This is a genomic window from Roseobacter litoralis Och 149 (assembly GCF_000154785.2).
Lineage (GTDB): Bacteria > Pseudomonadota > Alphaproteobacteria > Rhodobacterales > Rhodobacteraceae > Roseobacter > Roseobacter litoralis.
The window spans coordinates 4,375,993-4,402,986 of the sequence record NC_015730.1; the positions used below are offsets into that span (position 1 = coordinate 4,375,993).

At 57.2% G+C, this 26,994-nt stretch carries 30 protein-coding genes; 21 read left to right on the top strand and 9 right to left on the bottom strand.

The window, feature by feature from the left end:
• Nucleotides 1-7 precede the first annotated feature (7 nt).
• The 8 genes from RLO149_RS20980 to RLO149_RS21015 form a co-directional block, all read right to left on the bottom strand.
• On the bottom strand, nucleotides 8-883 hold the full coding sequence (locus RLO149_RS20980; protein ID WP_013964094.1) for an SMP-30/gluconolactonase/LRE family protein: 876 nt from the start codon (nucleotides 881-883) through the stop codon (nucleotides 8-10).
• Nucleotides 883-1,806 carry a 3,5-dioxohexanoate:acetyl-CoA acetone transferase gene (gene kce, locus RLO149_RS20985; protein WP_013964095.1) on the bottom strand — a complete coding sequence of 308 codons (924 nt, stop codon included), beginning with the start codon at nucleotides 1,804-1,806 and terminating at the stop codon, nucleotides 883-885. Before kce ends, RLO149_RS20980 begins: the two co-directional genes overlap by 1 nt.
• Nucleotides 1,803-2,747, bottom strand: a complete 945-nt coding sequence (locus RLO149_RS20990) for a 3-hydroxyacyl-CoA dehydrogenase (protein ID WP_013964096.1) — start codon at nucleotides 2,745-2,747, stop codon at nucleotides 1,803-1,805. The genes kce and RLO149_RS20990 overlap by 4 nt, the downstream gene beginning before the upstream one ends.
• Complete coding sequence (locus RLO149_RS20995; protein WP_013964097.1) at nucleotides 2,744-3,787, bottom strand: ABC transporter ATP-binding protein; 1,044 nt, start codon at nucleotides 3,785-3,787, stop codon at nucleotides 2,744-2,746. Before RLO149_RS20995 ends, RLO149_RS20990 begins: the two co-directional genes overlap by 4 nt.
• Before the next feature lies 1 nt (nucleotide 3,788).
• Nucleotides 3,789-4,868, bottom strand: a complete 1,080-nt coding sequence (locus RLO149_RS21000; RefSeq protein WP_013964098.1) for an ABC transporter ATP-binding protein — start codon at nucleotides 4,866-4,868, stop codon at nucleotides 3,789-3,791.
• Nucleotides 4,868-5,800: a carbohydrate ABC transporter permease gene (locus RLO149_RS21005; protein ID WP_013964099.1), complete on the bottom strand. Its 933-nt coding sequence runs from the start codon at nucleotides 5,798-5,800 to the stop codon at nucleotides 4,868-4,870. Before RLO149_RS21005 ends, RLO149_RS21000 begins: the two co-directional genes overlap by 1 nt.
• Complete coding sequence (locus RLO149_RS21010; RefSeq protein WP_013964100.1) at nucleotides 5,797-6,645, bottom strand: carbohydrate ABC transporter permease; 849 nt, start codon at nucleotides 6,643-6,645, stop codon at nucleotides 5,797-5,799. Before RLO149_RS21010 ends, RLO149_RS21005 begins: the two co-directional genes overlap by 4 nt.
• Nucleotides 6,646-6,711: 66 nt before the next feature.
• On the bottom strand, nucleotides 6,712-8,307 hold the full coding sequence (locus RLO149_RS21015) for an ABC transporter substrate-binding protein (protein ID WP_013964101.1): 1,596 nt from the start codon (nucleotides 8,305-8,307) through the stop codon (nucleotides 6,712-6,714).
• Nucleotides 8,308-8,611: 304 nt separating this feature from the next.
• On the opposite strand from RLO149_RS21015, the gene RLO149_RS21020 reads away from it, so the two are divergent.
• From RLO149_RS21020 to RLO149_RS21055, 8 genes are all read left to right on the top strand, one after another.
• A complete protein-coding gene (locus RLO149_RS21020; RefSeq protein ID WP_013964102.1) occupies nucleotides 8,612-9,667 on the top strand; it encodes a sugar phosphate isomerase/epimerase family protein in 1,056 nt (351 codons plus the stop codon).
• A gap of 4 nt (nucleotides 9,668-9,671) precedes the next feature.
• Complete coding sequence (locus RLO149_RS21025) at nucleotides 9,672-10,859, top strand: Gfo/Idh/MocA family protein (RefSeq protein ID WP_013964103.1); 1,188 nt, start codon at nucleotides 9,672-9,674, stop codon at nucleotides 10,857-10,859.
• Nucleotides 10,860-10,922: 63 nt separating this feature from the next.
• Nucleotides 10,923-11,900 carry an aldose 1-epimerase family protein gene (locus RLO149_RS21030; RefSeq protein ID WP_013964104.1) on the top strand — a complete coding sequence of 326 codons (978 nt, stop codon included), beginning with the start codon at nucleotides 10,923-10,925 and terminating at the stop codon, nucleotides 11,898-11,900.
• Nucleotides 11,901-11,924: 24 nt separating this feature from the next.
• Complete coding sequence (locus tag RLO149_RS21035; RefSeq protein WP_013964105.1) at nucleotides 11,925-12,917, top strand: LacI family DNA-binding transcriptional regulator; 993 nt, start codon at nucleotides 11,925-11,927, stop codon at nucleotides 12,915-12,917.
• Nucleotides 12,918-13,079: 162 nt separating this feature from the next.
• Complete coding sequence (locus RLO149_RS21040) at nucleotides 13,080-13,970, top strand: AraC family transcriptional regulator (RefSeq protein ID WP_013964106.1); 891 nt, start codon at nucleotides 13,080-13,082, stop codon at nucleotides 13,968-13,970.
• Between the two features lie 163 nt (nucleotides 13,971-14,133).
• Nucleotides 14,134-14,334, top strand: a complete 201-nt coding sequence (locus tag RLO149_RS21045; protein WP_013964107.1) for a hypothetical protein — start codon at nucleotides 14,134-14,136, stop codon at nucleotides 14,332-14,334.
• Between the two features lie 212 nt (nucleotides 14,335-14,546).
• Nucleotides 14,547-15,575, top strand: coding sequence for an AraC family transcriptional regulator (locus tag RLO149_RS21050; protein WP_013964109.1), 1,029 nt, complete (start codon nucleotides 14,547-14,549; stop codon nucleotides 15,573-15,575).
• Nucleotides 15,576-15,754: 179 nt separating this feature from the next.
• On the top strand, nucleotides 15,755-16,960 hold the full coding sequence (locus RLO149_RS21055) for an acyl-CoA dehydrogenase family protein (protein ID WP_013964110.1): 1,206 nt from the start codon (nucleotides 15,755-15,757) through the stop codon (nucleotides 16,958-16,960).
• A gap of 570 nt (nucleotides 16,961-17,530) precedes the next feature.
• Here the strand turns inward: RLO149_RS21055 and RLO149_RS21060 are convergent.
• Nucleotides 17,531-18,880 (bottom strand): FliI/YscN family ATPase, encoded by a 1,350-nt coding sequence (locus tag RLO149_RS21060; protein WP_013964112.1) that lies wholly within the window; start codon nucleotides 18,878-18,880, stop codon nucleotides 17,531-17,533.
• An 81-nt stretch (nucleotides 18,881-18,961) separates the two neighbouring features.
• Here RLO149_RS21060 and RLO149_RS21065 point away from each other — a divergent pair, with 81 nt between their 5' ends.
• The 13 genes from RLO149_RS21065 to RLO149_RS21125 all read left to right on the top strand — a co-directional run bounded on the left by RLO149_RS21065 (nucleotide 18,962) and on the right by RLO149_RS21125 (nucleotide 26,620).
• A complete protein-coding gene (locus RLO149_RS21065; protein ID WP_013964113.1) occupies nucleotides 18,962-19,360 on the top strand; it encodes a FlgB family protein in 399 nt (132 codons plus the stop codon).
• 13 nt (nucleotides 19,361-19,373) lie between these two features.
• Nucleotides 19,374-19,763: a flagellar basal body rod protein FlgC gene (gene flgC, locus RLO149_RS21070; protein ID WP_011566602.1), complete on the top strand. Its 390-nt coding sequence runs from the start codon at nucleotides 19,374-19,376 to the stop codon at nucleotides 19,761-19,763.
• Between the two features lie 53 nt (nucleotides 19,764-19,816).
• A complete protein-coding gene (fliE, locus tag RLO149_RS21075; RefSeq protein WP_013964114.1) occupies nucleotides 19,817-20,143 on the top strand; it encodes a flagellar hook-basal body complex protein FliE in 327 nt (108 codons plus the stop codon).
• Between the two features lies 1 nt (nucleotide 20,144).
• Nucleotides 20,145-20,414 (top strand): flagellar biosynthetic protein FliQ, encoded by a 270-nt coding sequence (locus RLO149_RS21080; RefSeq protein WP_011566604.1) that lies wholly within the window; start codon nucleotides 20,145-20,147, stop codon nucleotides 20,412-20,414.
• A 2-nt stretch (nucleotides 20,415-20,416) separates the two neighbouring features.
• Nucleotides 20,417-21,130 (top strand): flagellar hook-basal body complex protein, encoded by a 714-nt coding sequence (locus tag RLO149_RS21085; protein WP_013964115.1) that lies wholly within the window; start codon nucleotides 20,417-20,419, stop codon nucleotides 21,128-21,130.
• Between the two features lie 30 nt (nucleotides 21,131-21,160).
• Nucleotides 21,161-21,946, top strand: a complete 786-nt coding sequence (flgG, locus tag RLO149_RS21090; protein ID WP_013964116.1) for a flagellar basal-body rod protein FlgG — start codon at nucleotides 21,161-21,163, stop codon at nucleotides 21,944-21,946.
• On the top strand, nucleotides 21,943-22,365 hold the full coding sequence (gene flgA, locus RLO149_RS21095) for a flagellar basal body P-ring formation chaperone FlgA (protein ID WP_013964117.1): 423 nt from the start codon (nucleotides 21,943-21,945) through the stop codon (nucleotides 22,363-22,365). Before flgG ends, flgA begins: the two co-directional genes overlap by 4 nt.
• Before the next feature lie 9 nt (nucleotides 22,366-22,374).
• Entirely contained in the window at nucleotides 22,375-23,106 is a 732-nt protein-coding gene (gene flgH / locus RLO149_RS21100; RefSeq protein WP_013964118.1) for a flagellar basal body L-ring protein FlgH, read from the top strand.
• A gap of 9 nt (nucleotides 23,107-23,115) precedes the next feature.
• Nucleotides 23,116-23,616 (top strand): hypothetical protein, encoded by a 501-nt coding sequence (locus tag RLO149_RS21105; RefSeq protein WP_013964119.1) that lies wholly within the window; start codon nucleotides 23,116-23,118, stop codon nucleotides 23,614-23,616.
• A 320-nt stretch (nucleotides 23,617-23,936) separates the two neighbouring features.
• On the top strand, nucleotides 23,937-24,305 hold the full coding sequence (gene tnpA, locus RLO149_RS21110; protein ID WP_013961420.1) for an IS66-like element accessory protein TnpA: 369 nt from the start codon (nucleotides 23,937-23,939) through the stop codon (nucleotides 24,303-24,305).
• Nucleotides 24,302-24,649, top strand: coding sequence for an IS66 family insertion sequence element accessory protein TnpB (gene tnpB, locus RLO149_RS21115; protein WP_013961421.1), 348 nt, complete (start codon nucleotides 24,302-24,304; stop codon nucleotides 24,647-24,649). The genes tnpA and tnpB overlap by 4 nt, the downstream gene beginning before the upstream one ends.
• 61 nt (nucleotides 24,650-24,710) lie before the next feature.
• The gene (gene tnpC, locus RLO149_RS21120) at nucleotides 24,711-26,324 is read left to right on the top strand and encodes an IS66 family transposase (RefSeq protein ID WP_013961422.1); all 1,614 of its coding nucleotides are present in this window, start codon (nucleotides 24,711-24,713) and stop codon (nucleotides 26,322-26,324) included.
• Nucleotides 26,324-26,620 carry a hypothetical protein gene (locus RLO149_RS21125; protein WP_013961423.1) on the top strand — a complete coding sequence of 99 codons (297 nt, stop codon included), beginning with the start codon at nucleotides 26,324-26,326 and terminating at the stop codon, nucleotides 26,618-26,620. Before tnpC ends, RLO149_RS21125 begins: the two co-directional genes overlap by 1 nt.
• Nucleotides 26,621-26,994: the final 374 nt, after the last annotated feature.

Genomic DNA, 26,994 nt, shown 5'->3' on the forward strand with positions numbered 1-26,994 from the left:
GTCTCCCTTATCCTGCAAAACGGGGTTCAGGGCGGCCCGTCACACCCAGCCCATCGATGCGAAACGTGGCGCCCCTCAACGGGCCATCGCCGGGATATTTTGGCAAAGGCGGTTCCGCCATTGAGGTCACGTAAAGCGTGCCAAGGTCTGCACCGCCGAAGGCAACCGATGTGACCTTACACACGGGCATTTCGATCACCCGATCCACGGTTCCGTCAGGCATGAAACGGAAAATCCGGCCATCGAATACGCATGCCGACCAGATTCCGCCTTCGCCATCCACTGTCGCCCCATCCGGCGCGCCGCCGCGTTCCGTCGGCAGTGCGGCAAAGGTTCTGCGGTTGGCAACGCATCCAGTTTCCACGTCGTAATCGAAAGCAGAGATTTCACCTGAAAAACTATCCGAGAAATAGAGCGTCTGCCCGTCAGGTGACCAGCACGGGCCGTTGGAACAAATGATGCCCTTTTCCAGCGCGTGCAGGCTCATATCCGTGTCCAGACGCCAGAGGGTGCCGGTTGGCACTGCCTCGCCGGTGTCCATTGAGCCACAGAGAAACCGTCCCTTCGGATCCACCTTTCCGTCGTTCAGGCGGTTGTCCGGTTGGTCGGGTTCCGGGTCGATGATGTGCTGGATCTCTCCACTGTCCAGATCCAAGGCGTGAAACCCGTCCGTCAGCGCCACGATTGCCCCGCCACCCGCCCGCAGGCACATCGACCCGATGGCCGAGGGTACGGTCCAAGCTCGCATTTCCGCACCTTCACTGGTGCAGCGAAAAATGCGGCACCCGAGGCTGTCAATGAACCAGAGCCGCTCGCCCTCCGTGTCCCAGAGCGGGCCCTCTCCCAGCAGGGGTTTGACGTCTGCAAGAACCGAAATCTGCATCAGAAATTCACATCCTCCGCGCCCTTCAGGCCCAGAATGCCGCGCGCCTCATCCGGGCTGGCCATGCTCAGGCCCAGACCATCCAGCACCTTGCCAACGGCGGCGATCTGCTCTGCCGCACTTTGCGCGAGAACCCCCGGCCCGGCCCAAAGTGAATCTTCCAGCCCGACGCGCACATGCCCCCCCATCGCAGCGGACATGGCGGCGATACGCAATTGTGCGGCCCCGGCCCCCAGCACGGACCATGCGTATTCATCGCCCAGGTGGCGATCTGCAACCGCGCGCATCAAGGTGACATCTTCGGGGTCCGCGCCAATCCCGCCCAACAGGCCAAAAACAGTCTGCACAAAAGGTGTCCCCGTCACGAGGCCCCGGTCGATCATATGGCGCAGGTTGCGCAGGTGGGCCGTGTCGTAGCATTCGAACTCGAACCGCGTGCCATTCGGGGAACAAGCCCCCAGAACATGTTCGACATCGGCAAAGGTATTACGGAACACCAGATCGCGTGATCCCTCCAGATGCGCATTTTCCCACTCCTGCGGCAGGTCGGGAAAGCGGGCTTGCATCGGGTACAGACCAAAGTTCATCGACCCCATGTTGAGAGAGGCCAGTTCAGGGCGGAAGTGCGCAGCAGGTGCCACGCGTTCAGCCACCTGCATGAACGGGCTGCCGCCTGTGGTGACGTTGATGACGGCGCCGGTTTCCTTGAGGGCGGGCAGGATGCGACCAAAACCTGCAATGGATTGATCGGGTTGTCCGGTCTTGGGGTGACGTGCATGCACGTGCAAAATAGCCGCGCCCGCCTGAGCGGCACGGCGACCTTCGGCAATGATCTGCTCTGGTGTGACGGGCAGGTGGGGCGACATGCCCGGTGTGTGGATTGCCCCGGTCAGGGCGGCGGTGACGATAACCTTGCGACTCATTCTGGGTCCTTTTCAGCAAGAAGGCGGGCGAGATGGGCCAGACGCGCATCGCGCCAACGAATGCGATCGGCGCGATCTTTTGTGGGCAATGCGGCTCGGCGGTGGTCGCTCAGGCGTGTTTGCAGAGCACTCTTCCAGTCCGGGCGCGATGGTCTGTCTCGCCCTATTTCGGCATAGGCCTGCCCATACCGATCCATGAAATCAGCTATGCCGCCGGGCGCGTTAAGGTCAATCGTCTCGAAGGGTCCCATGAAGGCCCATCGCCGCGCCAGACCGTCGCGCATGGCGGTATCGATATCACCCGGTGTTGCAATGCCCCGGTCCACCAGTGAAAATGCTTCGTCCAGCAAGGCACCCTGCAGGCGGTTCATGATGAAACCCTCAATCTCGCGGGTGGTCTCAATCGGGCTTTGTCCGATGGCGGACATCAGCGCACGGGTACGGGCCATGGTTTCAGTTGTCGTCGCCGGACCCGGGACCAGCTCGACCGCGGGGATAAGGTGGGGCGGGTTGAGGGGGTGCGCCACGAGGCAGCGCGCCGCCCCGGCCAGCCCGGTTACAAAGTCCGACGGCAAAAGCGCGGAACTGGAGCTTGCGATCACGGCATCTGGATCAGCGGCGGCATCCAGCATGGCGAAAACCTCACGCTTGATGCGGGGGTCTTCAGGGGTGTTTTCCTGTAGATGCACCGCACCCGCCAGCGCATCCTCGAGCCGATCGGCCGCCCTGATGCGGGCGTAAATGGTATGCGGTTCCCCTTTCTGGATCAATCCAAGGGTCGCCATGGCATCAAGGGATGCGGGAATCGCCTCCATCGCCTGTGCTGTCACGTCCCCGTCGCGATCATGCAAAGCCACGGTGCACCCCCCGCGTGCAAAAGCGATGGCCCAGGATTGACCGATCAACCCAGCCCCGATGATGGCAACATGCGCAGCGCTCACAACCGCACCCCGGTATCAGTTGCAAAGAGAAGGATGCCATCAGCAGCCACATCAACACCGACCTCCATGCCAAGGGTCAGCGTGGTATCGCCACTGGTGATGGCGCGGATCTCGGCGTCCGCAGTGCCGACCGTCACGATTGAAAAGGCACCCAGCCGTTCGATGTCACGCACGGGTGCCTGAACGGGACCAGTGCCACCCGGTGTCAAATGTACGGCTTCGGGACGCAGAGCCATCATCACCGGGCCTCTTCCCTGGACACCGGGGAATGTGCCAAGCGCGCAGGTAATGCCCTCGGGTCCGGTTGAGGCTTGCAGGACCGAGGGACGCGGCGCGCCAACCAGTTCGGCCACGGCCAGTGCCGCCGGATTGGCGTACACGTCGCCCGGCGGCCCGGTCTGTTCGATCTTGCCTGCGTTCAGAATGGCAAGCGTATCCGCGACGGCCATGGCCTCGTCGCAGTCATGGGTGACGTAAATGAAGGTATGACCCAACTCGGCTTGCAAACGTTTCAACTCCACCCGCATCCCGTCACGCAACCTCGCATCCAGCGCGGCAATCGGCTCGTCCATCATATAGGCCGCCGCGTCGCGCGACAGGGCGCGCCCGATGGCCACGCGCTGGCGCTCGCCACCCGACAGGGCAGCGGGTTTCTTTTGCAGGATGTGCCCGATCCCCAGCACATCCGTCAGCGCGTCGATGCGCTGCGTGATGTGGGCCTCATCCTTGCCACGGCGGCGCAGGGGAAAGGCGATGTTGTCGCGCGCCGTCAAATGCGGAAAGAGCGCGAGGTTCTGAAAGACCATCGCAAGATCGCGCGCCATGGGAGCTGCGTTCGTGACATCCCGCCCGTCGAACAGAATGCGCCCCGCATCGACCTGTTCAAGTCCCAGCAGCAGCCGTAACAGAACCGATTTACCCGCGCCCGGCGGGCCAAAGATCGAGGTGAAGCTGCCATCGGGCAGGGTCAGGCTGACATTCTGCAGCGCGGGTTTGCCAGCGTAAGATTTGGAGACGTTTTCAAGGTGTATCTCTGCCATGTCAGGAACTCTCCCCATGGGTCAGGCGCAAACCGGTTTTTGGATCGAACAGATGCGATTTCGCCAGATCCGGCATCAACGAAACAAGATCACCTGCAGCCAGTGGCGTGCTGCGCTCCCAGGTGCCAAGCACGCGCGTCGTGCCCAGATCAAAATGACCGATCCGGCGACGGCCCACAGTTTCAACCAGAATGGTGCGCGCAGAGATGCCCGTGTCGCTCAACGTCATGTCTTCGGGCCTGACACCAAGTAACAATTCTGACCCGCGGTGAGCGTTCGCCTGTGCCTGCAGTCGCGCATCAAGTTGCAGCGGGCCGGAGGGCGTGGTGGCCGCCCCTTCGGACATTTTCAGCGGGATCAGGTTCATCGACGGCGCGCCGATGAAGCCCGCAACGAAAGTGTTGTGAGGACGTGCATAGATTTCGGCGGGTGAGGCGAATTGCTGAAGGGTCGCGTTGTCCATCACGGCAATGCGATCGGCCAGACCCATCGCCTCGATCTGATCATGGGTCACGTAGACCATTGTCTGTTTCAGGCTGCGTTGCAGTGACCGTAAATCCGAGCGCATCTTTTCGCGAAAGGCCGCATCAAGGTTCGACAGCGGTTCATCGAGCAAAAAGATCGACGGCTCCACAATGGCGGAGCGTCCAATCGCAAGCTTCTGCATCTCGTTCACCGACAAAGAGGCAGAGGGCGCATCAAGGCGATGCGACAAGGCCATGAACTCCGCCATCTCACCGACGCGGCGATCAGTTTCTGCACGGGGGACGCCCTGCACCTCCAGCCCAAAAGCCAGATTGCCACGCACGGACATATGCGTGAACAGCGCATAGTTCTGAAAGACAAAACCCACGCCGCGCCTGTCCATCGGCACCTGCGTCACGTCACGCCCATCGAAATGGATGCTGCCCTCGTTCGGGGCCTCAATGCCGGCAATCATGTTCATGGTTGTGGACTTACCGCAACCTGAGGGACCTAAGATAGCCACAAATTCCGCATCCCTGATCGCAAGGTTCATGCTTTGAACGGCGGTGAAACTGCCAAACCTTTTGGTCGTTCCCTCCAGTGTAACGCTGGCCATCAGGCATCCCCCCCGCACCGGTTGACGGCCGCCATGATCAATGCCGTCAAAACAGACAGCAGCACCAGCACCGTGATCCCGATGGCTGCGACATAGGACCATTCGAGGTCCTGAAAGGTCCGCTTATAGAGAAACAGGGACAGCGATTCAGTGGCCACACCCGGCCCGCCGCCGGTCATTACAAAGAGCATGTCGAAAATCTTGAAACACTCGATGACGCGCAGGCCAATGGCGATGGCGATCACCGTCTTGATCCGGGGTAACGCAATGCGCATGAATCGCTGACGCCAGTTCGCACCAAGCAGGGTGGCCGCGCGCATCTGATCGTCCGGGACACTCATCAGACCGGCAAAGAGAATGAGGAACATCAGCGGCGTCCATTGCCAGACATCGGCAATCACAACCGCGATGAAAGCACGGGTGGTGTCGTTGAGCCAGTTAACATCAAGTGCACCCGGCCAGACGGTTGAGAGGGCAGCGTTGAGCGGACCTGTCTGCTGAAAAATCAGGAAGAATATATAGCCTGCCACCGCAGGCACGATCATCATCGGCATCAGGATCAGAGAATAAAGTACGGGACGCGCCGCAACACCTTCGTAGAACAGCGCGGCGAGGGCCAGACCCAGACCGACCTCGATCGGTACGGCGACAGCGACGAACAGCAGGGTCCGCCAGACCGACCCCCAAAGGTCGGGATCAGTGAACAGATACGTGTAATTGTCGACCCATGCCCAGGACCGCCAGGCGTGATACCAGGGATCGCCGTCCAGCGGTGTCCACCATGTGAGCGAGATATAGATCTGCATGACAAGGGGAAAAGCCACGATGAAAATCAAGAGCACGACCGTCGGTGTCAGCAGGCGCCGGGCCAGACCGCGCCGCGCGTCGTCAAGGTCACTGCCGGTCGGGTCAGGTGTCTGTGCATCGCTCATTGCTTGAGTGCTCCGAAAGTCAGGCCGCGCACCAGAAACCGCTGGATCGAAATACCCAACACGATGGGTGGTATGGCAGCGATCAGGCCAAGAGCGGCCTTGGCCCCGTAAAGCTGCCCCGAGGCGGCTGTCGCGAGAGAGTTCATATAGACGGGAATGGTCGTCCATTCCTTGCGTGTCAGCAGCAGCGCGATCAGGTAATCCGACCAGTTCAGGATAAAGATGAACAGCGCTGTGGACGCTACGGCAGAGGCCACGATGGGCAGCACGATCTGGCGGAATGCCTCAAAGGGGGTGCAGCCCTCGACGATGGCGGCCTCCTCTATCTCGCGGGGCAGCTCGTCGAAATAGGCCTTCATCAACCAGTAGGAAAACGGCAGCGTCACGATGCCATAAATCAGCGACAGCCCCCACCACGTATCAATCATGCCCAGAAAAGCCCACATGATCATCACCGGGATCATCACGGCGAGGGGCGGAAAGATGCGTAGCTGCAAAAGTGACAAACCGATGCTCTGCGCGATTTTCTCACGGCTGACGGCGTAGGCGGCAGCCGTACCGCACACCACCGCGATCAGCGTGCCGACCACCGAGGTCAGCAGCGAAGCAAAGAGCGGCCCCCAGACTGTGCGGTCCAGACCGACCGGTTGATCCGGGCTTTGCCCTGTGAACACATAGCGGAAATTGTCCCACGTGGGATCCTTGGGCAGAAAGGTCAGGCCCCCGGCCGCAGAGGTCCACTCAGCCGCCGGTTTGAACGCCATCGTTGCCATCCATGAGATCGGCAAAAACGCGATTGCGGCGAAAAGGGCGACCGCGAGGGTGCGCAGGAAAAGTCCGGTCATCGGCGACTCCGGGTCATTAGGTTGGGGGTGTGTCCCCGGACCGCGCGGCCCGGGGTAAGGGATCGGTTATTCGACGATGGTCGGCCAGGCGGCCCGGCTCGCCTGAATGACCGGGATCATCTTGTCCTCGCCCTTGCGCCGGATCGTCCGCTCCCATTTGCGCTGCGCCGATTTCATGGCATCCTCGGGTGATTTTTGCCCGGTGAGGGCGGCCTGCAACTCTTCGTCCAGCGCGGTATCCAAGGCTGTCTGTCCAGCAAAGTTGATCGTCGGCGCGGAGCGTGCAATCGTCTCGCGGATCGCGTCCATCATATAGGGGTGATAGGTTTCCTCCACGAAGGGTTCCGAGAAGTTTGCCTTCTGGAAGGGATCGAAATACCCGGCGGGGTTGCCCGCCATCCATGAATAGGTCCGCGTGGAACTGAGCCACTGCAGGAAAAGGTATGCGGCCTCCGGGTTGGCGCTGCGCGAGCTGACGGTACCGGTGATGTTGTAATAGATCACCGACCGGCGCACGAGGCCGTCGTCATGCTGCACACCCGGCGGGGCATGGGCCGACAACATACCCGCCGCAGGGCTTGCAGGGGTGCCGTCCGCGTTCATCCGGTCCACGAATTTGGTCACGTTGGTGTAGGTGGTCAGATGCGGTGTCTGGCCGGACCCGATACCGGAATACCCTTCGGCATAGGTCCAGGACAGCGCATCCGGATGCGCCCACTCTCGCGTGGCGACATATTCGGTCGCCGCCTTGATTGCCTGATCGGTATCGAGGTTGGGGCGACCGTCTTCGTCGAACCAATACATATTGGGCACGGCCTGTGCTGCGAAGCGCGCATAGAACCGGGGCAGACCCCAGAACGGAGCCATATCGTTGCCATTGCCGTAAATCGGCGTGCCGCCCAGACCGGTCCGCCCCGTGAAAAACGCGCTGATGTTGTCGCTTTCTTCCCATGTGGTGGGTGGGGCGAGGGCGCGACCATTGGCGGCCTCGTAATCGGCACCGTGCTCTTCGAAATAATTCGCGTTGTAGACCCAAGTCTGGAAATCGCCATCCAGCGAAGCGCCGTAATAATCACCACCGTATTTATACAGCAGCTCCGCCGTTTGTGCCGTGGGCGTGCCGCGTTCCTCATCGGCCCAGTCAGGCTGATGTTTGGCGACGAACTCGTTGAGGTTCATCGCCCCGCCGGATTCCACCAGATCGCCAAGGCTGTTCCAAGGGTGGGTGTAGATATCAAAGGCACCCGATTGCGTCGTCACGTCCTGCAACACGCGCTTCCAGATGTCACCTGCGGGCGCGCCTATGATCTCGATCTCAACGCCTGTTTCGGCTTCCCAAACCTCCTTGACCGAAGGGCCAGAGGGGAAAGGCTGCGTGATTTGACCGATGGCACCGTCGGTCAGAAGCATGGTGATCTTGGCCGGTGCCGTACCGTCAGCGACCATTTTCTTCATCGCCTCAATGGCTCGGCCTTCAGACATGGATTCGTCATATTGAAACCGCTCCGCACCGGGAAAGCCGGTGGGCCCACCAGTCATGCCGGAGGCTAAACTGGATGCATGTGCCGGGCGCAGAAAGCGTGGATTGAGGCCAATCGCACCGAGCGCTGTCATGGTGGCAGCACCGCGCATTAAGCTGCGTCGTGTCATAGTGTTTTTCATATTGGTCCCTCCCCGGACATTGGCGGCGAAAGCGACTCGCCGCTTCTTTACGGTATGAGGAAACGTTTACATACGTCAAGTGTGCAAACTAGACGCTAATACTGAGGTGCGAGAATTTTGGGGATAGCAGAACAAATAACACACTAAAATATAGTCCATTTTCAGTAGTTTACCAATTTGATCTCTGAGAGGTTAAGGGATCATCTTGACAGATAGGCGTCAATTTCGCCTACTCATTAAAGAAAACGTTTACATTACATATTGTTTCTCGGAACTGGGGAACGCTTCAACGGGAGGAAGAAAAGTGAAAACAATCAAAGGACCGGGTCTGTTTCTGGGGCAATTTGCAGGGGATGAGGCGCCATTCAATAGCCTGCCTGCGATTTCGAAGTGGTGTGCCGATTCGGGGTTTGAAGCGATTCAGCTGCCGATGTGGGACCAGCGTTTCATTGACGTGCAGAAAGCTGCGGACTCCAAGGATTATGCGGACGAGCTTGTCGGCATCGCCAAGGAGAATGGCGTCGTCATTTGCGACACGGCCAGCCACATTCAGGGTCAGCTTTGCGCTGTACACCCGGCTTATGACACTTGGATGGACGGTTTGTGTCCGCCCGAAGTGCGCGGCAATCGCAAAGCGCGGCAGGAATGGGCCGTGGGCCAGCTAAAGGCTTGCGCACATGCCTCCAAAAACATGGGGCTGACGGAACACGCGACATTCTCCGGCGCGCTGGCCTGGCCGTTCTGGTATCCCTTTCCGCAGCGTGATGGTGCCCTGATCGACGAGGCATTCAGCGAACTGGCCCGAATCTGGACACCCATTCTGGATGTGTATGAAGAATGCGGCGTCGACTTGTGTTTCGAGATTCACCCGACAGAAGATCTGTTCGACGGTATCACCTTTGAGATGTTTCTGGAAAAGACCGGCAACCACAACCGCTGCCACATCAACTATGACGCCAGCCATTTCGTGAAACAGGGCCTCGACTATGTCCAGTTCATCGATTTCTACCATGAGCGGATCAAGATGTTCCACGTCAAGGATTCCGAATTCAATCCGACCGGCAAACAGGGCTTCCTGTCAGGCTATCAACCCTGGCTGAAACGTGCAGCGCGCGACCGCAGCCTTGGGGACGGCCAGACCGATTTCGGAGCTATCTTCTCGAAACTAACCGAATATGACTTCGACGGCTGGGCGGTCTACGAATGGGAAGACTGCATCGAACATCCAGAGGATGCGGCCCCCAAAGGTGCTCAGTTCATCCGCAATCAAATCCGCCGGGTGACCGATAAAACCTTCGACGATTTTGCCGGTGGCAAGGGCGACACCTCCGGGGTGCGCGCCATCCTCGGGTTGGAGTAAGCCCATGGCGATTGAATCATTCGGAGCCTCAGGCGCGGCCAAGCGGCTGCGGCTGGGCATGGTCGGCGGCGGGCAGGGCGCGTTCATCGGTGCGGTGCACCGTATGGCGGCCCGGCTCGACGACAAATTCATGCTGGTGGCGGGTGCGCTTTCGGCAGATGCCGAGCGGGCGCGGGCGTCGGGGGCTGAACTGGGCCTTGACCCCGAACGTACCTATGACAGCTGGACGGACATGCTGGAAAAGGAAGCCGCCCGCAAAGATGGCATTGATGTTGTGTCGATCGTGACACCGAACCACTTGCACTATGACATCGCAAAGGCATTCCTGCAAAAGGGCATCCACGTCATCTGCGACAAACCGATGACCGTGACACTGGAAGAATCCCTCGATCTGGTCAGAACTGCGGACGCGTCCGGGGCAGTGTTCGTGCTGACCCAGAACAACACCGGCTATCCGCTGGTACGTCAGGCGCGCAAGATGGTGGCGGACGGAACCCTCGGGGACCTTCAGGTGATCCGCACGTCCTATGTTCAGGACTGGCTGACCACCGCGCTGGACGCCGAGGGTCAGAAGCAGGCGGCTTGGCGCACCGATCCCGCGCAGGCCGGGGCCGGTGGATCCATCGGCGACATCGGTGTGCACGCCTTCAACCTTGCAGCTTTCATCTCGGGATTGGAGCTGGAGGAGGTCTGCGCCGACATGCGTTCTTATGTGCCGGGTCGGCAGTTGGACGACAACGCGAACGTCCTGCTGCGTTATAAGGGCGGTGCCACGGGGACGCTCTGGACCTCGCAGGTGGCGCCGGGCAACTACAACCGTCTGTCCATCGGAATCTATGGCACCAAGGGCGGGTTGGAATGGGTCGGCGAGGACAACGACAACCTCTACTATACGCCATTTGGCGAACCGACCCGCTGCATAACGCGCGGGGGTCCGGGGGCGATGGACGTGGCCAATGCGGCAACCCGAATGCCACCCCGCCACCCTGAGGGCTATATCGAAGGGTTCGGCAACGTCTATTCGAACGCGGCTGAAGTCATCTGGGCCACCAAGGAAGCGCGTGACCCTGACCCGATGGCGACGGACGTACCCACGGTGCGCGACGGGGCCAAGGGCCTTGCCTTCATCGAAGCCTGTGTACGCTCGGCCAAAGACGGGGCAAACTGGCAAAAGGTTGCGGCGGTCGACTGACGTGCCGCTTTGACGTCGCGCCGATCTCCCGGCGGCGCGGCGTCGCATTCGCGAAAGGGTGCCATGGACATCAACGAAATCACGCGTCGTTCCGCACATGGGCGCGCTCTTGCCGATCTGAAACTTGTGACCGTCGCGGATGGTCCGGGCACCGGCGGCAGGTTGCTGCAACTGCGCACGCCCGCCGGGCTTGCCGCCGATATCGCCCTTGACCGCGGGGGTGATCTTCTTCGCCTGTCGTGGAAAGGCCGCGAGGTTGGCTGGCATTCTGCCGCCATGGCCCCGCATCCCTCGCCCAATACGGACGCCGAACATGGTCTTGGATTTCTGCGCGGATTTGATGGTTTCATCGTCACATGCGGATTGGACCACCACGGCCTGCCTGCCGAGACGTCCGCAGACGACGCTTGCTATCCGCCGCGCGATGTTCACGTACACCCTTTGCATGGGCGCATTTCGACCGCCCGCGCTGATCTTGTTACCAAAGAGATCGACTGGCAGGCCGGCGAAATCGTGATACGTCTGGTGATCCGCCAGACATCCGTCTTTGGCGAAAACTTCGAATTGCAGCGGGACTATCGCTTTGCCCTTGAGCAGGGCGATATCATATTGACCGACCGCGTCACCAACCGCGGATTTCGCCCTGCCCGCCATGGTATTCTATATCATGTGAACGTCGGCTTTCCGGTTCTCTGCGAGACCGCGCGTCTTACCGGAGAGCACTGGGAATTGGCCAAGCTGATGGAGATGGGCGCGCTCCCGAAAGATGACCATGTCGAGAATGTCGATGTTGCGCCGTCACCCCCGGATGGTCAGATCGGACTGAGGGGCGGGGGTGTCGATCTGTCGTTGCGCTATGATCCGTCCTGCCTGCCCGTCACGGCGCTGTGGCGTGCTTTCCAGTCCGGGACCTATGCGCTTGGGCTCGAACCACAAACGGATCTTTCAGATAAAGGTACGGCATTGCTGGCAGCCGGTGAAGAGAGGGGCTATAGGTTGCATATTTCTGTTCAGGACACACAAGAGGATGTGCTGCCCTGAAAAACACGAAAGGCTGCGCACGATATGACCTCTCCCAGCGGCAAGGCTTCGATCAAGGATGTGGCGCGCGCGGCCGGGGTGTCCATCGCCAGTGTCAGCCGTGCCATGAATGCAGGAACGGGCGGTGTCTCGGCGGCTACCCGCGCCAAGGTCGAAAAAGCGGCGGCTGAGCTGAACTACAGCCCCTCATGGGTCGGACAGGCATTGCGTGGGCAGACCAATGATACCTATGCGATGATCATATCCTCGATCCAGAACAACTTCTTTTCCGCAGTCGCCTGGGAGATCGAACGCAGGTTGAATGATCAGGGCGCCGCGATGCTGCTGTTCAATTCGAACGAAGATCCGGCGCTGCAAGACAGGTGCCTGCGCGAAGTGACCTCGAGGCAAGTTGCAGGGGTCTTTCTGCTATGTGCGGTCGATAGTCCCGGATTGACGGTGTTGGCCAAACATACATCTGTTTTGTTCATCAACCGGCGTGTCGACTCCATGCCTGATATTCCCTTTGTCGGCATCGATGATCGATCCGCAGCCACCGAAGTGGCGCGCGCCGTGCTGCGTGAAAAGCCCGACCGCATCGGTTTGATCCATGGCCCGCAACGTTCAGCCACCAGCAGGGTTCGACTGGAAGGTTTCCTGTCAGCTTTCGCCGCTGGTGGGCGTCCGATGCAGCCCGCTGATATGGTTGAAGCAGAGCTGTCGATGGAATCCGGATATGACGCCGCACGCCGCTTGTTCAATGAGGGCAACTTCGATGCGCTCGTTTGTGGCAATGATCAGATAGCCTACGGTGCCTACCGCCGTTGTCGTGAGATAGGGCTGACCATACCGGGTGATGCTGCGATATATGGTTTTGACGATAATCCGTTGAACCAATGGCTGGCACCGTGGCTCAACACGGTCAGCGTACCTCATATTCGTTTCGCAGAAGAGGCCGTTCAGGGCATGGCGATGCTGATCGATGGAAAGCGGCCCCAAGACGCAATCCTTCCCTATGATCTTCTTCTGCGGCGCTAGGCTGAAACGGTCCGAACACGCGGCGGCTGGCAGGTGCACTGCTTTTGCGGATTGCAGCGCACGCGCCACAGAACGACACCGCGCTTCTGTCCAAAAAGGGACCATTCGCGCCTGATAGATCAGGTTTGTGTTCTTGATCACAGGTCTGGTAGAAAACGGCCCATGCCCCGCCGATACGCTGAAATTTATCCGTCTTCGCCGCTGCTGAACAGTGATGCCATGCGTCATGTTTCGGCGGCAGCTTTGATGTCCGTCCGCTATTTTCAAGCCGAACCTGACAGCATGCCAGAGGAGGTTTTTGCGGAACACCATGTGCTGTTGAACCTGTGCGATACGCCGCACCGTGTTCAGAACACGCGGGACGGCGAAATGCGCGATTTCACGTTCTACAAAGACGAAATCATCGTCACGCCAGCGGGAATGAAATCGGGATGGCGTTGGTTCGGTCAATCCGATGTAATCGTCGTGACGCTGGATCCAGCAAAGGTAAAAAAGTTCGCGCAGAGCGAGTTGGGCATCATTCTGGACACACAGCAGTTTGCTGATCTCCCGCAGTTCAGTGATGCCGATCTATGTGCTGCGGGTGTTATGCTGCGCGATGCGCTTGAGAGCGACGATTTGACCTCCGGTGTGATGTTTGAGGCCATGAGCCGCGTCTTGCTGGTGAAACTTTTGCAACGATACGGTCAGAAACGTCCCGAAGAGATGGCGCTGTCTGCCCGCTTCACATCGGATCACTACGGGCAGGTGCTTGGGTTTATCCGCGCCAATCTGGACCGTACGATTTCGGTTGATGATCTGGCTGGTGAAGTTGGCATGTCGCCGTCGCACTTCGGCAGGGTGTTCAAGGAAACGCTGGGTCAGACGCCGATGCAATATGTTCTGGCCTACCGGATCGAAAAGGCCGTCGAGATGATGAAAGACGCAAGTCTCCCGCTGGGCAGTATCGCGCTCGATTGCGGTTTTGCGGATCAGGCGCATTTTTCGCGCAGCTTCAAGCAAATCACAGGCCAGACCCCGTGCCAGTATCGCGCGTTATCGGCGCGTAATTAAAAAGCCGCGCGTGATCTGCACGTCAAATTGATTTCGTGCTCTCTGAAAGAAAAGCAGAATCCTACAAAAACCGAGCTGCCCGGTTTAATGAATTGCGGACGATGCGCTGTATTTCCTGTGTCGTCGGGCAAGACGCCCAAACGCTGTCACAGGAGGGACTGAGATGAAAAACTTCGCCTTGACGGCCGCCGCTGTTGTGCAGGTTAAAACCAGCACTGTCCCCTTTGACAACGAAGGTGCGACCCTGCCCGGAACGCGCTATCTGCCAGAAGTGCATGACGGCTCCTTTCTGTCAGCGGGTGTCGTGACCGGCACGATTCCCGCCTATGAAAGTAGGCGGAACAACCCGGGTTGGGTTGGCTGACGGACCTATCTTGCAGCGAACAATTGGGGGTCATCTGACACAGCCCCTCGCCTTGGTGCATTCCGAGACTGCTGCCATCCCGCACCGTGCGATTGCAGCCTTTGCAAGGAAACCAGACGGACAAGGCGCGGTAAAGGCCGTCTAGGGCGGGGCCTCGCGGGTGACTAAAAGTGTTTTTCGCCATCTCATTTGATGATAGCGACGGGCTTGGGATGACCATTGAGAAGCTGCCACAGTTATCGACCGTTTCCAGCCAGTTCATTGCGGACTGGCTGGCGGCGTTGCGACCTCTGTGCAGTGCGGATCACTTTGCCTCCTTGTTACAGCGTTCCGATCTGCAAACCGGTGAGGACGTGCCAAATGGCAGGGTGACGCTTGATCAGATCGTCTGCCTCTATCGATTGGCGGCTGTCGAGACCGGGGATGAGATGATGGGTCTGTGGTCGCGCCCGATCCGGCACCGTGCCTTGCAGCACCTTTTAACTTCCGTCCGCGAGGCGACTTCTCTGTCCTCGGCGCTTTACCGATTTTCGACATTCTGGAACCTTTTGTTGGATGACTATGAATTGGTGTTTTCGGAAACCGACGACATGTCTGCCCTGCGTCTCATGCCACGCACCGATCTCATACCCCAACGGTTTGGCCATATGCTGATCCTGAAACTGGCGCATGGCCTGATTTCGTGGTTGGCGCGCCACGAGGTGCCCGTCAAGGCGGTGGGTTTCGCCTTTGCGCGTCCCGCTTTCGATGAAGACTACGCCGTGATTTTTCCCGCGCCCGTGCGGTTCAATCAGCCCACAACGTCGATTACATTCGATTTGCGCGTTCTGGGGCCGGTTCAGGTGCGCAGCTCGGCCGATTTAGACCTTTTTTTGGAGAATGCGCCCAGAGACTGGATCTTTACACGCTCCCAAGTGCACACCCAATCCTTGCGGGTGCGCAGCTATCTCAGCCAGACAGGTTGGGACAATGCGAACCTGACGGGGGCCGCGCGCGCCCTGCATCTGACACCGCGCACCCTGATCCGCAAGCTTGAGGCCGATGGCACGTCGTTTCAGGTGATCAAGGACGCCTTGCGCCGCGACATTGCAATCCGTCACTTACAAACGGGTCAGCACAGCATCGAATCTGTTGCACATGAGGTTGGGTTTTCCTCAGCGGCCAATTTCCACAAAGCCTTCCAAAGGTGGACCGGCAACCGACCGGGTGAATATAGGCGCAGGCGCACAGCTGAAGAATAATTTTGTCACTTTCGGACAATATGCTGTCACCTTGGAAGATCGCGCAAGCTCTGCCAAATCTCTAATTAGAGCAATGAAAGAGCATCTCACCCTTGCGCAATGCCCCGTTTAGTATTTGCTGACCGCAGACCCTTCGCGGCAGAATACGACAATGCGCCCTTCCGATAAGGATCGATCACATGTCAGACAAGTTACAAGAAATTCTCACAGCTGCCCATGATCACGCCATGCAGATCATCGCCCCGAATGTCGATGCATGGAACGCCGCAAAGGCGTGGCCGCGCGATGCATCCGACAAGGCGGGTGCGGCTGGGCTGATGGGTCTTTATGCCCCGGAGGCATGGGGTGGTCAGGGCCTGCCGCTGTCCGAAGGGATACAGGTCTATGAACAACTGGGCCTCGGCGATGGCGCTTATGCCTTTGCCCTGTCGATGCATAACATCTGCACCTTTGCAGGCTGTGGGTATGGCACCGATGCGTTCAAGGAAAAATGGGCGCGTGATCTGACGTCTGGCCGTAAGTTGGCGAATTTTGCCCTTACGGAACCGCAATCCGGGTCCGATCCGATGAAGATGTACACCCGTGCGACCATAAACGACTATGGTACATGGACGATCAGTGGGTCGAAAGCATGGGTAAGCCTTGCAACCGAAGCGGACATCTATTTCACCGTCGTCAAGACCAGTGACGCACCCGGCCACAAGGATATGGCGATGATTGCCATTCCCGCAGACGCCCCCGGAATCAGTTTTGGTACGCCTTATGAAACGCCGTCCTACAACTACCTGCCGATGTCCGAGATGTATCTCGACAAGGTTGTGGTCAGCGAGGACAATATCATCCTGCCGATTGGTCAGGGCTTGCAGGGATCCTTGATGGCCATCGACATCGCGCGCGTATCCATCGCGTCAGGCTGCTGCGGGTTGATGCAGGCAGCGCTCGACACTGCACTGTCATATTCCAAGAACCGTAAGATGTTTGGCGGTAAAAACCTCGATCTGGATGGGATCCAGTGGATGCTGGGCGAGGTCGCGACCGATCTTGAGGTATCGAGGTTGCTCTACCGGAAGGCGGCCGAGGCTCTGGGTACACCGGAGGGCCCGCTGATGGCCGCACATGCAAAGCGCTTTGTGCCGGATGCCGCCGTGAAGGCCGCCAATACCTGCACACAAGTCCTTGGCGGCATGGGATTGTTGCAACCCTATGGATTGGATCGCCTCTCACGCCTTGCGCAAATGCTGCGGATCGTGGACGGCACAACCGAAATCAGCCGCGTGGTCATAGGGCGCGCCTTGCAAAAGCGTGCGGCTGGCTTGCCTGACCTTCCTGTGCCCAAGGGTTTTGGCGAAGCTGATGACAATGCTCCGTCTATTGCCGCGCAATAACGCATGCGGCGTATTCAGCGGTTAGCCTGACAGAGGCTCCTGACCGGTCGAAACTTTCAATGCGTCGGGTACTTAACGGGCGATGAACGTTTCTTTGGGTCGCGGCCTTAACCACATAGAGCATCCTGACCGATCAAATGGCCAGTGAGGTTTCGATGAAAGGAAACCTCACTGGGCAAAGCTTGCAGAGAACACTACCGTCATTTTACAGCTTCCCTCTCATCCTAAAGGCGTCGGACTTCCTTACGATGGCTTTCGCTCTCAGCGTTCTCATGCAGACAGGCCATTGGGTCAGTTTACGGACGCGTTTGCCCCCACTTGCTTCGCGTTCAAAGCCCAAACCCCTGATCCGAGGTTGCGTGTGGACTGTTTATACTGAGGGTCGTTGCGAGGCGCACTGCGCCATAGTAAACCCCATACCCATTCTTGGTCTCCTACATTGGAAACACAGCTTGAAAGAGACAAAGGCCAGACTGTCCAAAAACCAAGAGGCCGCTTGCCGAGGAAGGTCATTGTACAGTTACGTCGACGCACCTTTGATTTCACGACTAGGAAATTGCCTTTAAAGCATCATTGTACCATGTTCGATCTGGTTTGGATCTTGTTGCGCCTCAGTAAGAGTTCCAGTTGCGAGAAGCTGTTCGTGACGTCTTGTTTTTCCGGTTTAGCGAAGAACGCGTCCAATTCTGACCAAACTTGAATTGCCGCATCGATTTCCGGATCGGAGCCCTGCGAATAAAGGCCGGCTCGGATCATCATCTCATTTTGTTCGTAAACGGACAAATAGCGTCTGACGATAGAGATCAATTCATTCTCTATGTCATCTGCTGCAGCTGGTAGACTGCGCGAAATAGACTTGAGCACGTCGATGGCCGGGTATCTCCCTCGTTCTGCAATCTCTCTGTTTAAAACGATATGGCCATCAAGAACCCCACGCAGGATGTCTGCAATAGGCTCTTCCATATCCGACCCTGCAACCAAAACGCTGAAAATTCCGGTAATATCGCCTTGTGAGCCCTCACCGGGTCCGGCGCGCTCACACAGCGACATTATCAAATGTGCGGTGGACGGAGGATAGCCACGCAGAACGGGTGCTTCGCCCGATGCGACAGCAACTTCGCGATGCGCTTCTGCAAACCTCGTAATCGAATCTGCCAGAATAAGAACTGATAACCCCATGTCGCGGAAATGCTCAGCAACGGACATGGCGGCCCAAGCGCACCGTCTTCTGATGAGTGGCGATTGATCTGATGTTGCGCAAACGACGACGGAACGTTTCAGCCCTTCCGACCCTAGAACCTCTTCCACGAAATGGCGCAGTTCGCGACCGCGCTCCCCAACCAATGCGACAACCACAACATCTGCTGTCATGTTTTGTGCTAGATGTCCCAACAAACTGGACTTTCCCACACCTGACCCTGCAAACAGTCCCACACGCTGACCTTTTACGACCGGGAGCATGGTGTTCAGAACGGACATGCCCGTGTTAAGGCGCGCGCCCATCGACCGGCGCAATGCAGGCTCGGGCGGGGCGCTTCGCAAGCTTCTCGCGTGTGCGCCGCGCAGTAGTGGTTTTCCGTCAATTGGATTGCCGAAGGGATCAATGATTCGACCGATCCAACCCTCTGATGGCGCGATGCCGCGCGCCTCCAGAAGTGCCGCGCGGTCATTGAGGGCGACACCCTCTGCATCCTGATCCGGCAGAATAACAAGAGTATCGCCATCGAGTTGCAAGATCTCGCCCGACAAGGGGTCGCCTTGTCGATATACAACGACTAAATCCCCAATCCTTGCCTTTCCTGCAAGCCCGGCAATGTGGATCACCCCAGCCTCTACGCGGCAGACACGACCGATTGACCGGACAGGGTTCAATTCAGTGATCTGCGCAGTGAGACCGGCGAAGGGAATCGGCTGGTTCATGTCATTCCTTTGCTTTCTGCACACTCTTTCTAAAGGAATCAGAGTTAAGCCTTGATGAAATCACATGAGGGAGAAACCCGGATGTTTGAAAAATTAGAACTCTTTCGTATGTCGCATGCAATGGCCGTTCATGCCGGTCAAAAGCAGGCGGTGACGGCACAGAATGTTGCGAATTCAGATACGCCTGATTTTAAGGCTAAAGACCTGATCGCATTCTCTGACGCATATCGGCTTGATCCGTCCAACGGTGGATGGGGATCCCAAAAAGCAACACGTCAAACACATATACACGGTGCGGCCGCTGGCCAGACACCTGATCCGATTGTCGACGAGAATGGCGTCGGTTCGCCCAACGGCAATACTGTCTCGCTTGAAAATGAAATGCTGAAGTCGCTGGATGCAAAGCGGCAGCATGACCGCGCACTCGCAATCTACAAATCGTCACTGAGCATTTTGCGTGCCACGTTGAGTAGAAGCTAGAGGGATCAAAATCATGAGTGAATTCTCTAAATCTCTGGACGTAACGACCAGCGGCCTGAAAGCCCAAGCCACGCGGCTGCGTCATCTGTCCGAGAATATTTCAAATGCTGACACGCCGGGATATCGTCGTAAGCTGGTATCTTTTGAAACCGCATTCGGCGGACAGGGCGTTTCGACGGTTGAAACCAGCCGCGTGCGTTTGGACCAAAGCACGCTGGAAAGGGTCTATGACCCGTCCCACCCGATGGCGGATGAAAGCGGATATTTCGATGGATCAAATGTCGATCTGTTAATCGAGTTGAGCGACGCGCGGGAAGCGCAGCGAAGCTATGAAGCTAATCTGAAAGTCTTTGAACAAACACGGAAAATGTCCAGCAGCTTGATGGAGCTTCTGCGCAAGTAACAAGTAACGACTGCCTCAAGCGAAGCGATAGGTAGAACAAAAGGAGATCCAGAATGGATATGAAAGCAGTTTCAGCGATTCAGAACTTTACGAACGCCCGTGCGACGTCGGCGATAGAAAGCTATCAACAGGCCCGACCCGCGACTGAGCCTTTTCCAGAAGAAAGTTCGGCATCAGAAACCATGGGCCGCGTTGCAAAGGATTTTGCGGCGACACTGGCCGAAAGCGAAGAAATCGCTAAGTCATCCATGGTGGGTGACGCTGACCCACACGCGCTTGTACAGGCGCTCGCACAAACGGAACTGGCTGTAGAAGCGGCCGTTCGGGTGCGTAACAAAGTCGTCGAAGCCTACCAGGAAATCTTGAGGATGCCGGTTTAAAATGGCCGATCAAATCATCTTCTTTGATACCTTACGGCATGGCCTGTGGATCGCGGTATTGATCTCAATACCAGTGTTGACCGCAGCTTTGGTCACCGGTGTATCCATTGGCTTGGTGCAAGCACTTACCTCCATTCAGGAGATGACACTTACCTTCGTGCCGAAACTCGCGGCCATCGTCCTCGTGTTCTGGATGTCGATGGGCTTCATGACACAAACTCTTGTGTCGTTCTTTCACGAGCAAATCATCCCACTGATTGTAGGAGGCTAACGATGGAAAACTCAGGATATACCACGATCACAAGACAGTCGGGCCTCGCGAAAGAGATGCGCGTTGTTGCAAACAATATTGCCAACGCCGCGACATCCGGCTTTCGTCAGGAAGGTGTCATCTTTTCTGAATACGTAAAATCAGTAGACGGCGCTTCAAGCTTATCTATGGGCCAGGCAGATGCTCGGAATACGTCTTTTGCCCAAGGCGGGCTGACACAGACAGGTGGCCAGTTTGATTTTGCAATTGAAGGCGATGGGTTTTTTCTGGTGGAGACGCCTTTGGGCGAACGCCTCACGCGTGCCGGGGCATTCTCACCGAACGCAGACGGCGATTTGGTTACACCAGACGGATATCGCGTTCTTGATGCTGGTGGTGCACCTGTGTTTATTCCACCCGGTGCAGAAGATATAGCCGTCTCTGCGGATGGAACGATCTCAACAAATGGTGACCCCGTTGGGCAATTGGGATTGGTTCAGCCATTGAACCCACAAGGCCTCCTTCGTGAAGATGGGGTAATGTTCCGTGCCGATGAAGGGTACGAACCAGCAGAGCAGGGCCGGATTCTTCAGAGTTTTGTTGAGAATTCCAATGTAAACCCGATCCTGCAGCTGACCCGTATGATTGAAGTCCAACGCGCTTATGAGCTGGGCGCAAGTTTTCTGGAAGCTGAAGATGAACGCGTCCGACAAGCCATGCGGACAATATCACAATAGTAATTTAACGATCAAACTAGGATAAATGACATGCGAGCTTTAAAAATTGCTGCGACGGGTATGAGTGCCCAGCAAATGCGCGTTGAGACAATCTCGAACAACCTCTCGAACATGAGCACAACGGGCTATAATGCGCGCCGCGCTGAATTCGCCGATCTGCACTACCAGCAGATGTCGAGGCCGGGCACTGTGAACGCAACCGATGGAACGGTGTTGCCCACGGGCGTACAGCTGGGCCTAGGCGTGCGCCCTTCCGCGGTTTCAGTCCAGCTGCAACAAGGGTCTCTGGCAGCCACAGGTGGCGATTTGGATTTAGCGATTGAGGGTATCGGGTTCCTTGAAGTTACTTTGCCTTCCGGGCAAGCAGCCTATACCCGAGACGGGGGGCTGAAGCGTGATGCAGAAGGGCTGATTGTAACTTCGGATGGATATCCGGTTGAGCCGGAAATCGTAATCCCCGATGACGCCAGAAGCATTTCCATCAACACATCGGGCGAAGTGTTCGCATATTTCTCTGATGCAACAGATGCGGAACTGCTTGGCCAATTCAATATGGCAGGGTTCACGAACGCCAAAGGGCTTGAGGCATTGGGTGGCAACTTGTTTGCAGAAACTGAGGCATCTGGTGCTGCAATCGTTTCCACACCCGGAGAAGACGGTCTTGGCACGGTGCGCCAAGGGTATCTCGAAAGCAGCTCCGTGGATGCTGTGCGTGAAATAACCGAACTGATCGAAGCGCAGCGCGGCTACGAGATGAATGCCAAAGTCATATCAGCAGCCGATCAGATGATGGGCGCGACCACGCAAATCCGATGATCAGATTTGCCCTCATCTCATGGTTGGTGTGTTCGCCCTTCTTTGTGTTCGCAGAAGTTGTGGTGCCCGCCAAGACAATCCGAGCGAACGCGACAATTTCCGCCAGTGATATCACGCTTAAGCCCATCAAGAACGAAAACGCGTACTCACTGATGGCTGATGTGGTGGGTCAGGAAGCGCGAACCACACTATACGCGGGCCGACCGATACTCTTCGACGATGTTGGCCCTCCTGCCATCGTGTCGCGCAACCAGATTGTGCTGCTTAGCTATCAATCATCTGGGTTGAAAATTCTGACAGAAGGACGTGCCCTTCAACGGGGCGGCGTTGGTGACCGGGTTCGCATAATGAACCTCGACTCGCGTGCAACACTTTTTGGCCAAGTACAGGCTGACGGCTCGATCAGAGTATCAAATTAGGAAAACTCGATGAAAAACGCCTTTTTCTGCTTCACTACGGTTGCTTTGATATTGTCAGGCTGTGCAAGGTTCGACCACTTGGGTAAACCTCCGTCGTTCAGTCCCGCGAGCGCAACAAAAGAGCACACAGCGATGCTGTCTCCCGGGCTGCCGCTTCGCGTAGACGCACCAACTCCAACTGACGATGCGTCCTTGTGGTCCGGGGCTCGGCAATCTCTATTTGGCGATCGCAGAGCTGTTCAGCAGGGTGACATCCTTACTGTTGTGATTGAAATTGACGAAGAAGCGGAGATTTCCAATGCAACAGATCGATCCAGGTCCGGGTCAGAGAGTTTGGGAATACCAAACCTGTTTGGCGTTCCACAACGGATAGATCGACAGCTACCAGCAGGTGCAACACTTTCGGACGCCGTTTCAATCAATTCCTCCAGCAATTCGTCCGGTGATGGATCTGTGAAGCGGAATGAAAAGCTTACTCTGCGTGTCGCCGCAACGATCGTTGATGTGCTCCCGAACGGCGTGCTGTCGATCGCTGGAAGTCAAGAGTTGCGGGTCAATTTCGAAATGCGTGAGTTGCTGGTTTCAGGGTACGTGCGACCAGAAGACATCTCCCGTCAGAATGAAATCACCTACGATAAAATTGCGACCGCGCGCGTTTCCTACGGCGGTCGTGGCCAGATAACAGATGTTCAACAGCCGCGCTGGGGTCAGCAAGCCCTTGATATCGTATTGCCTTATTGAGGTTACATTATGAAAAAGATCCTCCCTATCTTAATGCTACTCCTCGGATCTGCGGCGGGTGTTGGGGCGGGCGTATACCTGCGGCCACCACCGGCTGAAGAGGCGGCTGCGCCAGAAGAGCTTGCCGAAGAAAGCAGCGAGACCACTGCAAAAGAAGAAGCCAAGGATGAATTGCCGATTGCGGGTAAGGAATATGTTAAACTGAGCAATCAATTTGTTGTTCCGATCGTTGAGAAAGACCGGGTGTCCTCAATGATTGTAATGACGCTAAGTGTCGAAGCGCCCGAGGGTCAAGGGCAAGCAGTATACGACCTCGAGCCAAAAATAAGAGATGTATTCTTGCGAATTCTCTTTGATCATGCGGCAATTGGTGGGTTTCGAGGTGCTTTCCTGAACAACGAGAACCTTGACATCGTGCGTCGAAATCTGCGGGACGGTGCCATAAAAACTTTTGGAAAAGATCTCATTAGTGACGTTCTTATTTTTGAGATTGCTCGACAGGACTATTAGGTGGATTTGTCTTGACGTGATTTGTTATCGGCTCTTTCTCATGATGCTTTGATCAAAGCTGCATAAACTATCTGCCGTCAGCGGTTGTGTGTTAGGTTTGAGGGTTTGGACGACGCAGGATACTTGGTTCATCCTATCGATTGCGAAACCGAGATGGCGAGGAACCTCCAGACGCCACCAAAAAAGTGGCCAAGAACGTTCGCCGCAAGACGCGGAAAACCGTAACCGCGCGATTGGTACCGCCTGCCTGATTTTGGCTTGTTGCGTTAAGACACGTGCATAACGACGTCGTTAGTGACGTGTCTTATGTGGAGGGTGTCATGCGCGGTGAGGTTTTAGGTGTTGAGCGTCGGCGTCGCTGGAATGACGATGACAAGTTGGCGATTGTTTCATCCGTCGGAATTGACGGGGCGACTGTCACGCATGTTGCGCATAGGCACGATGTGACGCGCCAGCAGATTTACAGATGGCGACATGAGCTTAAGAAGAAGGGGCTGTGGCCCACCGGCGAGGGTGCAGTTTTTCTGCCAATTGACTTCCATATTGCAGAGGCTGTGACACCACCGCCTGAGCCCACGCCGCCATCTGCTGTGGAGCTTCGCTTGAGCAATGGACGTTGTTTGCGATTTGACACTGCCGTGGACGCCGCCGCGCTGACACGACTGATCCGCGCGGTAGACGCGGCGTGATTGGTCCGGGAACTGGGGTTCGGGTCTATCTGGCTTGTGGCGTCACGGATATGAGGAAAGGCATCGCGGGCCTTTCGGCTTTGACCCAGGATGTGCTGCGTCAGAAACCGGCGGGTGGTGCGGTGTTCGCTTTCCGGGGGCGGCGAGGTGATCGGCTGAAGTTGCTGTATTGGGATGGCCAAGGGTTTTGCCTGTACTACAAGGTTCTAGAGCGCGGCCGATTTCCATGGCCAAGCGCCAAAGATGGTTCTGCGCGGTTGACCTCTGCGCAGCTTGCGATGCTCTGGGAAGGGATCGACTGGCGACGTCCGGATTGGGGCGCTCCGCCCGCGCGTGTAGGGTGATTTACGTCTGTATGGGCGTTATTTATATGGTGCCTCAGCCTGCTTTTTGGTAATCAGACGCATGTCGAAACCCGCTGAAAACCTCTCCGATGATCCTGCTGTATTGAGGGCGATGATCGCAGAACTACAGGCTGAAAACGCCAAAATCTCGGCGACGCTGCGGGTCCATGATCAGCTGGTCCAGGCGCTTCGTTTACGGATCGCTAAACTCCAGAAGCTGGCTTTCGGCAAGTCCTCGGAAAAGATTGAACGCGAGATCGAGCAACTTGAACTGGCGCTCGAAGACTTGCTGGTTGCCGTGGCCGAAACCGATGATGCGCCCATCGATGAAGGGTTGGACGAACCCTCGCAAGAGGCTGCCGATGCGCCCGTTTTGCGCCGCCGCCCGCGCGTCTCGGATACGACCCTGCGGGAGCGCCATGAGCTTGATCCTGGCACGTGCTGTCCTGACTGTGGTGGTGATCTGCGCGTGGTGGGAGAGGATGTCAGCGAGTTGCTGGATATGATCGCGGCGCAGATGAAAGTCATCCAGATCGCCCGCATCAAGAAATCCTGCCGTCGTTGCGAAAAGATGGTGCAGGAGCCCGCACCGAGCCGCCCGATCTCGGGCAGCATGGCGGGACCAAACCTGCTGGCCCACATTTTGGTCTCCAAATTTGATGATCACCTTCCCCTCTATCGTCAGCACGAGATATTTGCCCGCATGGGTGCCGACATCCCAGAAAGCACGCTTGTTGGCTGGTGTGGGCGGGCAATGAAAACCCTGTCGCGGCTTATAGTGCGGATCGAGGCCGACATCATGGGCAGCGATCTGCTGCATGCGGACGATACGCCGATCCGGGTGCTGGATCGGTCAAAGCGCGACAAGGGTCTTGGAAAAGGGGTCAGACAAGGCCGGATCTGGGCCTATGTGCGGGACCAACGCCCCTGGGCGGGGACTTCACCACCCGGTGCCGTCTATCGGTTTGCGCCAGACTGGAAGGAAGAGCATGTCCTTAGCCATCTGGCTGACGCGCGCGGCATTCTGCAAGCCGACGGCTATAAGGGATATGCCAAACTCTACGTGCCTGAACCGGGTGGCGTGCCGCGTTTACGCGAAGCGGCCTGTTGGGCGCATCTGCGGCGTGACTTCCATGATTTTTGGGCATCGACCAAATCCGAGATCGCCCGCGAGGCGCTCGACCGGATCGGCAAGCTCTACGACATTGAGCGTGACATCAACGGTCAACCCGCTGACGTCCGTCATGCCGCGCGGCAAAAGTTGAGCAAGCCAAAGGTCACGGCCTTCTTTGCCTGGTCTGAACAACAACTCCTGCGCATTCCCGGCAAAAGTGATCTGGCCAAAGCCTTCAGGTATGGGTTGAGCCGCAAGGATGCGTTCAGCCTGTTCTTGACTGACGGTCGTGTGGCCATCGACAACAATCCCGCCGAGCGTGCCCTGCGCCCGATTGGAATCGGCAGAAAAAATTGGCTATTTGCAGGGGCGGATACCGGTGCAGAAACTCTCGCACGCGCCATGACGGTCATTGAAACGGCCAAGCTCAACGGTCTCGACCCGCAGGCCTATCTTGCTGACATTCTCGACCGCATTCACGATCATAAGGTCAACCGGCTGGATGAGTTGCTGCCGTGGAACTGGGCACCGCTGAACGCGACCCATTCAGAGGCTGCCTGATGGCTGCGGTGACACATGTCTGCACCATCGACTATGTCGCCAAAATGCTGAGCGAGGACGTCGAGCTTCTCGAAGCGATCATCTCCAACGACGACAACCTCACATATGGCAACATCGTCAGCGTATATGCCGGCGCTGACGAAACCGTCTCCGCACTGACCGACGACGGCATCACGGAGCTGAAGGACATGATCGGCGACGCCCGCGCAATCACCAAAACCTGGCATGAATTCCTTGATGACTTCGTAGATGACGCCGAACTTGTCGCCCGCATCAAGGCTAAATCACCGCGGTAACAATGGAGCGGTTACGGAAAACCCATTCCGCGGAAGAGAAGTTCCGCATTGATTATTCGGGACTGCGCGGCAAAGAGAGCATCGCCGTTCTCTAATGCTACCGAGGTATCACGGAGGGCCTGTATTCTAGAAGGTCGATGGCATTTAAAGAGCGTATGGCGGACTTGACGTCTGAGAACCGCCTGCTTCAGAAAAGCATGATAAGGGCCGGGAAATTCGAGGAATGAGATACTCCAACTTTACTCCGAGCGCCGGAACGACGGCACATCCGACAACGTCGCTTGTAACAACAAAATCAAGCCAAAGTCCCCGACGCTCAAACCGATCACACTGGACCTGTCGCGGTTTGATGCCGCCCCTTTGATAGCATTTAC

What these genes read in the sequence shown, in the direction of transcription:
- RLO149_RS20995 (WP_013964097.1), bottom strand. Translation starts at nt 3,787, where the DNA reads ATGGCAGAGATACACCTTGAAAACGTCTCCAAATCTTACGCTGGCAAA.
- RLO149_RS21030 (WP_013964104.1), top strand. Translation starts at nt 10,923, where the DNA reads ATGGACATCAACGAAATCACGCGTCGTTCCGCACATGGGCGCGCTCTT.
- fliE (WP_013964114.1), top strand. Translation starts at nt 19,817, where the DNA reads ATGGATATGAAAGCAGTTTCAGCGATTCAGAACTTTACGAACGCCCGT.
- flgG (WP_013964116.1), top strand. Translation starts at nt 21,161, where the DNA reads ATGCGAGCTTTAAAAATTGCTGCGACGGGTATGAGTGCCCAGCAAATG.
- flgA (WP_013964117.1), top strand. Translation starts at nt 21,943, where the DNA reads ATGATCAGATTTGCCCTCATCTCATGGTTGGTGTGTTCGCCCTTCTTT.
- RLO149_RS21085 (WP_013964115.1), top strand. Translation starts at nt 20,417, where the DNA reads ATGGAAAACTCAGGATATACCACGATCACAAGACAGTCGGGCCTCGCG.
- RLO149_RS21025 (WP_013964103.1), top strand. Translation starts at nt 9,672, where the DNA reads ATGGCGATTGAATCATTCGGAGCCTCAGGCGCGGCCAAGCGGCTGCGG.
- RLO149_RS21040 (WP_013964106.1), top strand. Translation starts at nt 13,080, where the DNA reads ATGCCCCGCCGATACGCTGAAATTTATCCGTCTTCGCCGCTGCTGAAC.
- RLO149_RS20980 (WP_013964094.1), bottom strand. Translation starts at nt 883, where the DNA reads ATGCAGATTTCGGTTCTTGCAGACGTCAAACCCCTGCTGGGAGAGGGC.
- RLO149_RS21015 (WP_013964101.1), bottom strand. Translation starts at nt 8,307, where the DNA reads ATGAAAAACACTATGACACGACGCAGCTTAATGCGCGGTGCTGCCACC.
- RLO149_RS21105 (WP_013964119.1), top strand. Translation starts at nt 23,116, where the DNA reads ATGAAAAAGATCCTCCCTATCTTAATGCTACTCCTCGGATCTGCGGCG.
- tnpC (WP_013961422.1), top strand. Translation starts at nt 24,711, where the DNA reads ATGTCGAAACCCGCTGAAAACCTCTCCGATGATCCTGCTGTATTGAGG.
- RLO149_RS21000 (WP_013964098.1), bottom strand. Translation starts at nt 4,868, where the DNA reads ATGGCCAGCGTTACACTGGAGGGAACGACCAAAAGGTTTGGCAGTTTC.
- RLO149_RS21125 (WP_013961423.1), top strand. Translation starts at nt 26,324, where the DNA reads ATGGCTGCGGTGACACATGTCTGCACCATCGACTATGTCGCCAAAATG.
- RLO149_RS21005 (WP_013964099.1), bottom strand. Translation starts at nt 5,800, where the DNA reads ATGAGCGATGCACAGACACCTGACCCGACCGGCAGTGACCTTGACGAC.
- RLO149_RS21055 (WP_013964110.1), top strand. Translation starts at nt 15,755, where the DNA reads ATGTCAGACAAGTTACAAGAAATTCTCACAGCTGCCCATGATCACGCC.
- RLO149_RS21065 (WP_013964113.1), top strand. Translation starts at nt 18,962, where the DNA reads ATGTTTGAAAAATTAGAACTCTTTCGTATGTCGCATGCAATGGCCGTT.
- RLO149_RS21045 (WP_013964107.1), top strand. Translation starts at nt 14,134, where the DNA reads ATGAAAAACTTCGCCTTGACGGCCGCCGCTGTTGTGCAGGTTAAAACC.
- RLO149_RS21080 (WP_011566604.1), top strand. Translation starts at nt 20,145, where the DNA reads ATGGCCGATCAAATCATCTTCTTTGATACCTTACGGCATGGCCTGTGG.
- RLO149_RS21060 (WP_013964112.1), bottom strand. Translation starts at nt 18,880, where the DNA reads ATGAACCAGCCGATTCCCTTCGCCGGTCTCACTGCGCAGATCACTGAA.
- RLO149_RS21035 (WP_013964105.1), top strand. Translation starts at nt 11,925, where the DNA reads ATGACCTCTCCCAGCGGCAAGGCTTCGATCAAGGATGTGGCGCGCGCG.
- RLO149_RS21050 (WP_013964109.1), top strand. Translation starts at nt 14,547, where the DNA reads ATGACCATTGAGAAGCTGCCACAGTTATCGACCGTTTCCAGCCAGTTC.
- flgC (WP_011566602.1), top strand. Translation starts at nt 19,374, where the DNA reads ATGAGTGAATTCTCTAAATCTCTGGACGTAACGACCAGCGGCCTGAAA.
- flgH (WP_013964118.1), top strand. Translation starts at nt 22,375, where the DNA reads ATGAAAAACGCCTTTTTCTGCTTCACTACGGTTGCTTTGATATTGTCA.
- tnpA (WP_013961420.1), top strand. Translation starts at nt 23,937, where the DNA reads ATGCGCGGTGAGGTTTTAGGTGTTGAGCGTCGGCGTCGCTGGAATGAC.
- RLO149_RS21010 (WP_013964100.1), bottom strand. Translation starts at nt 6,645, where the DNA reads ATGACCGGACTTTTCCTGCGCACCCTCGCGGTCGCCCTTTTCGCCGCA.
- kce (WP_013964095.1), bottom strand. Translation starts at nt 1,806, where the DNA reads ATGAGTCGCAAGGTTATCGTCACCGCCGCCCTGACCGGGGCAATCCAC.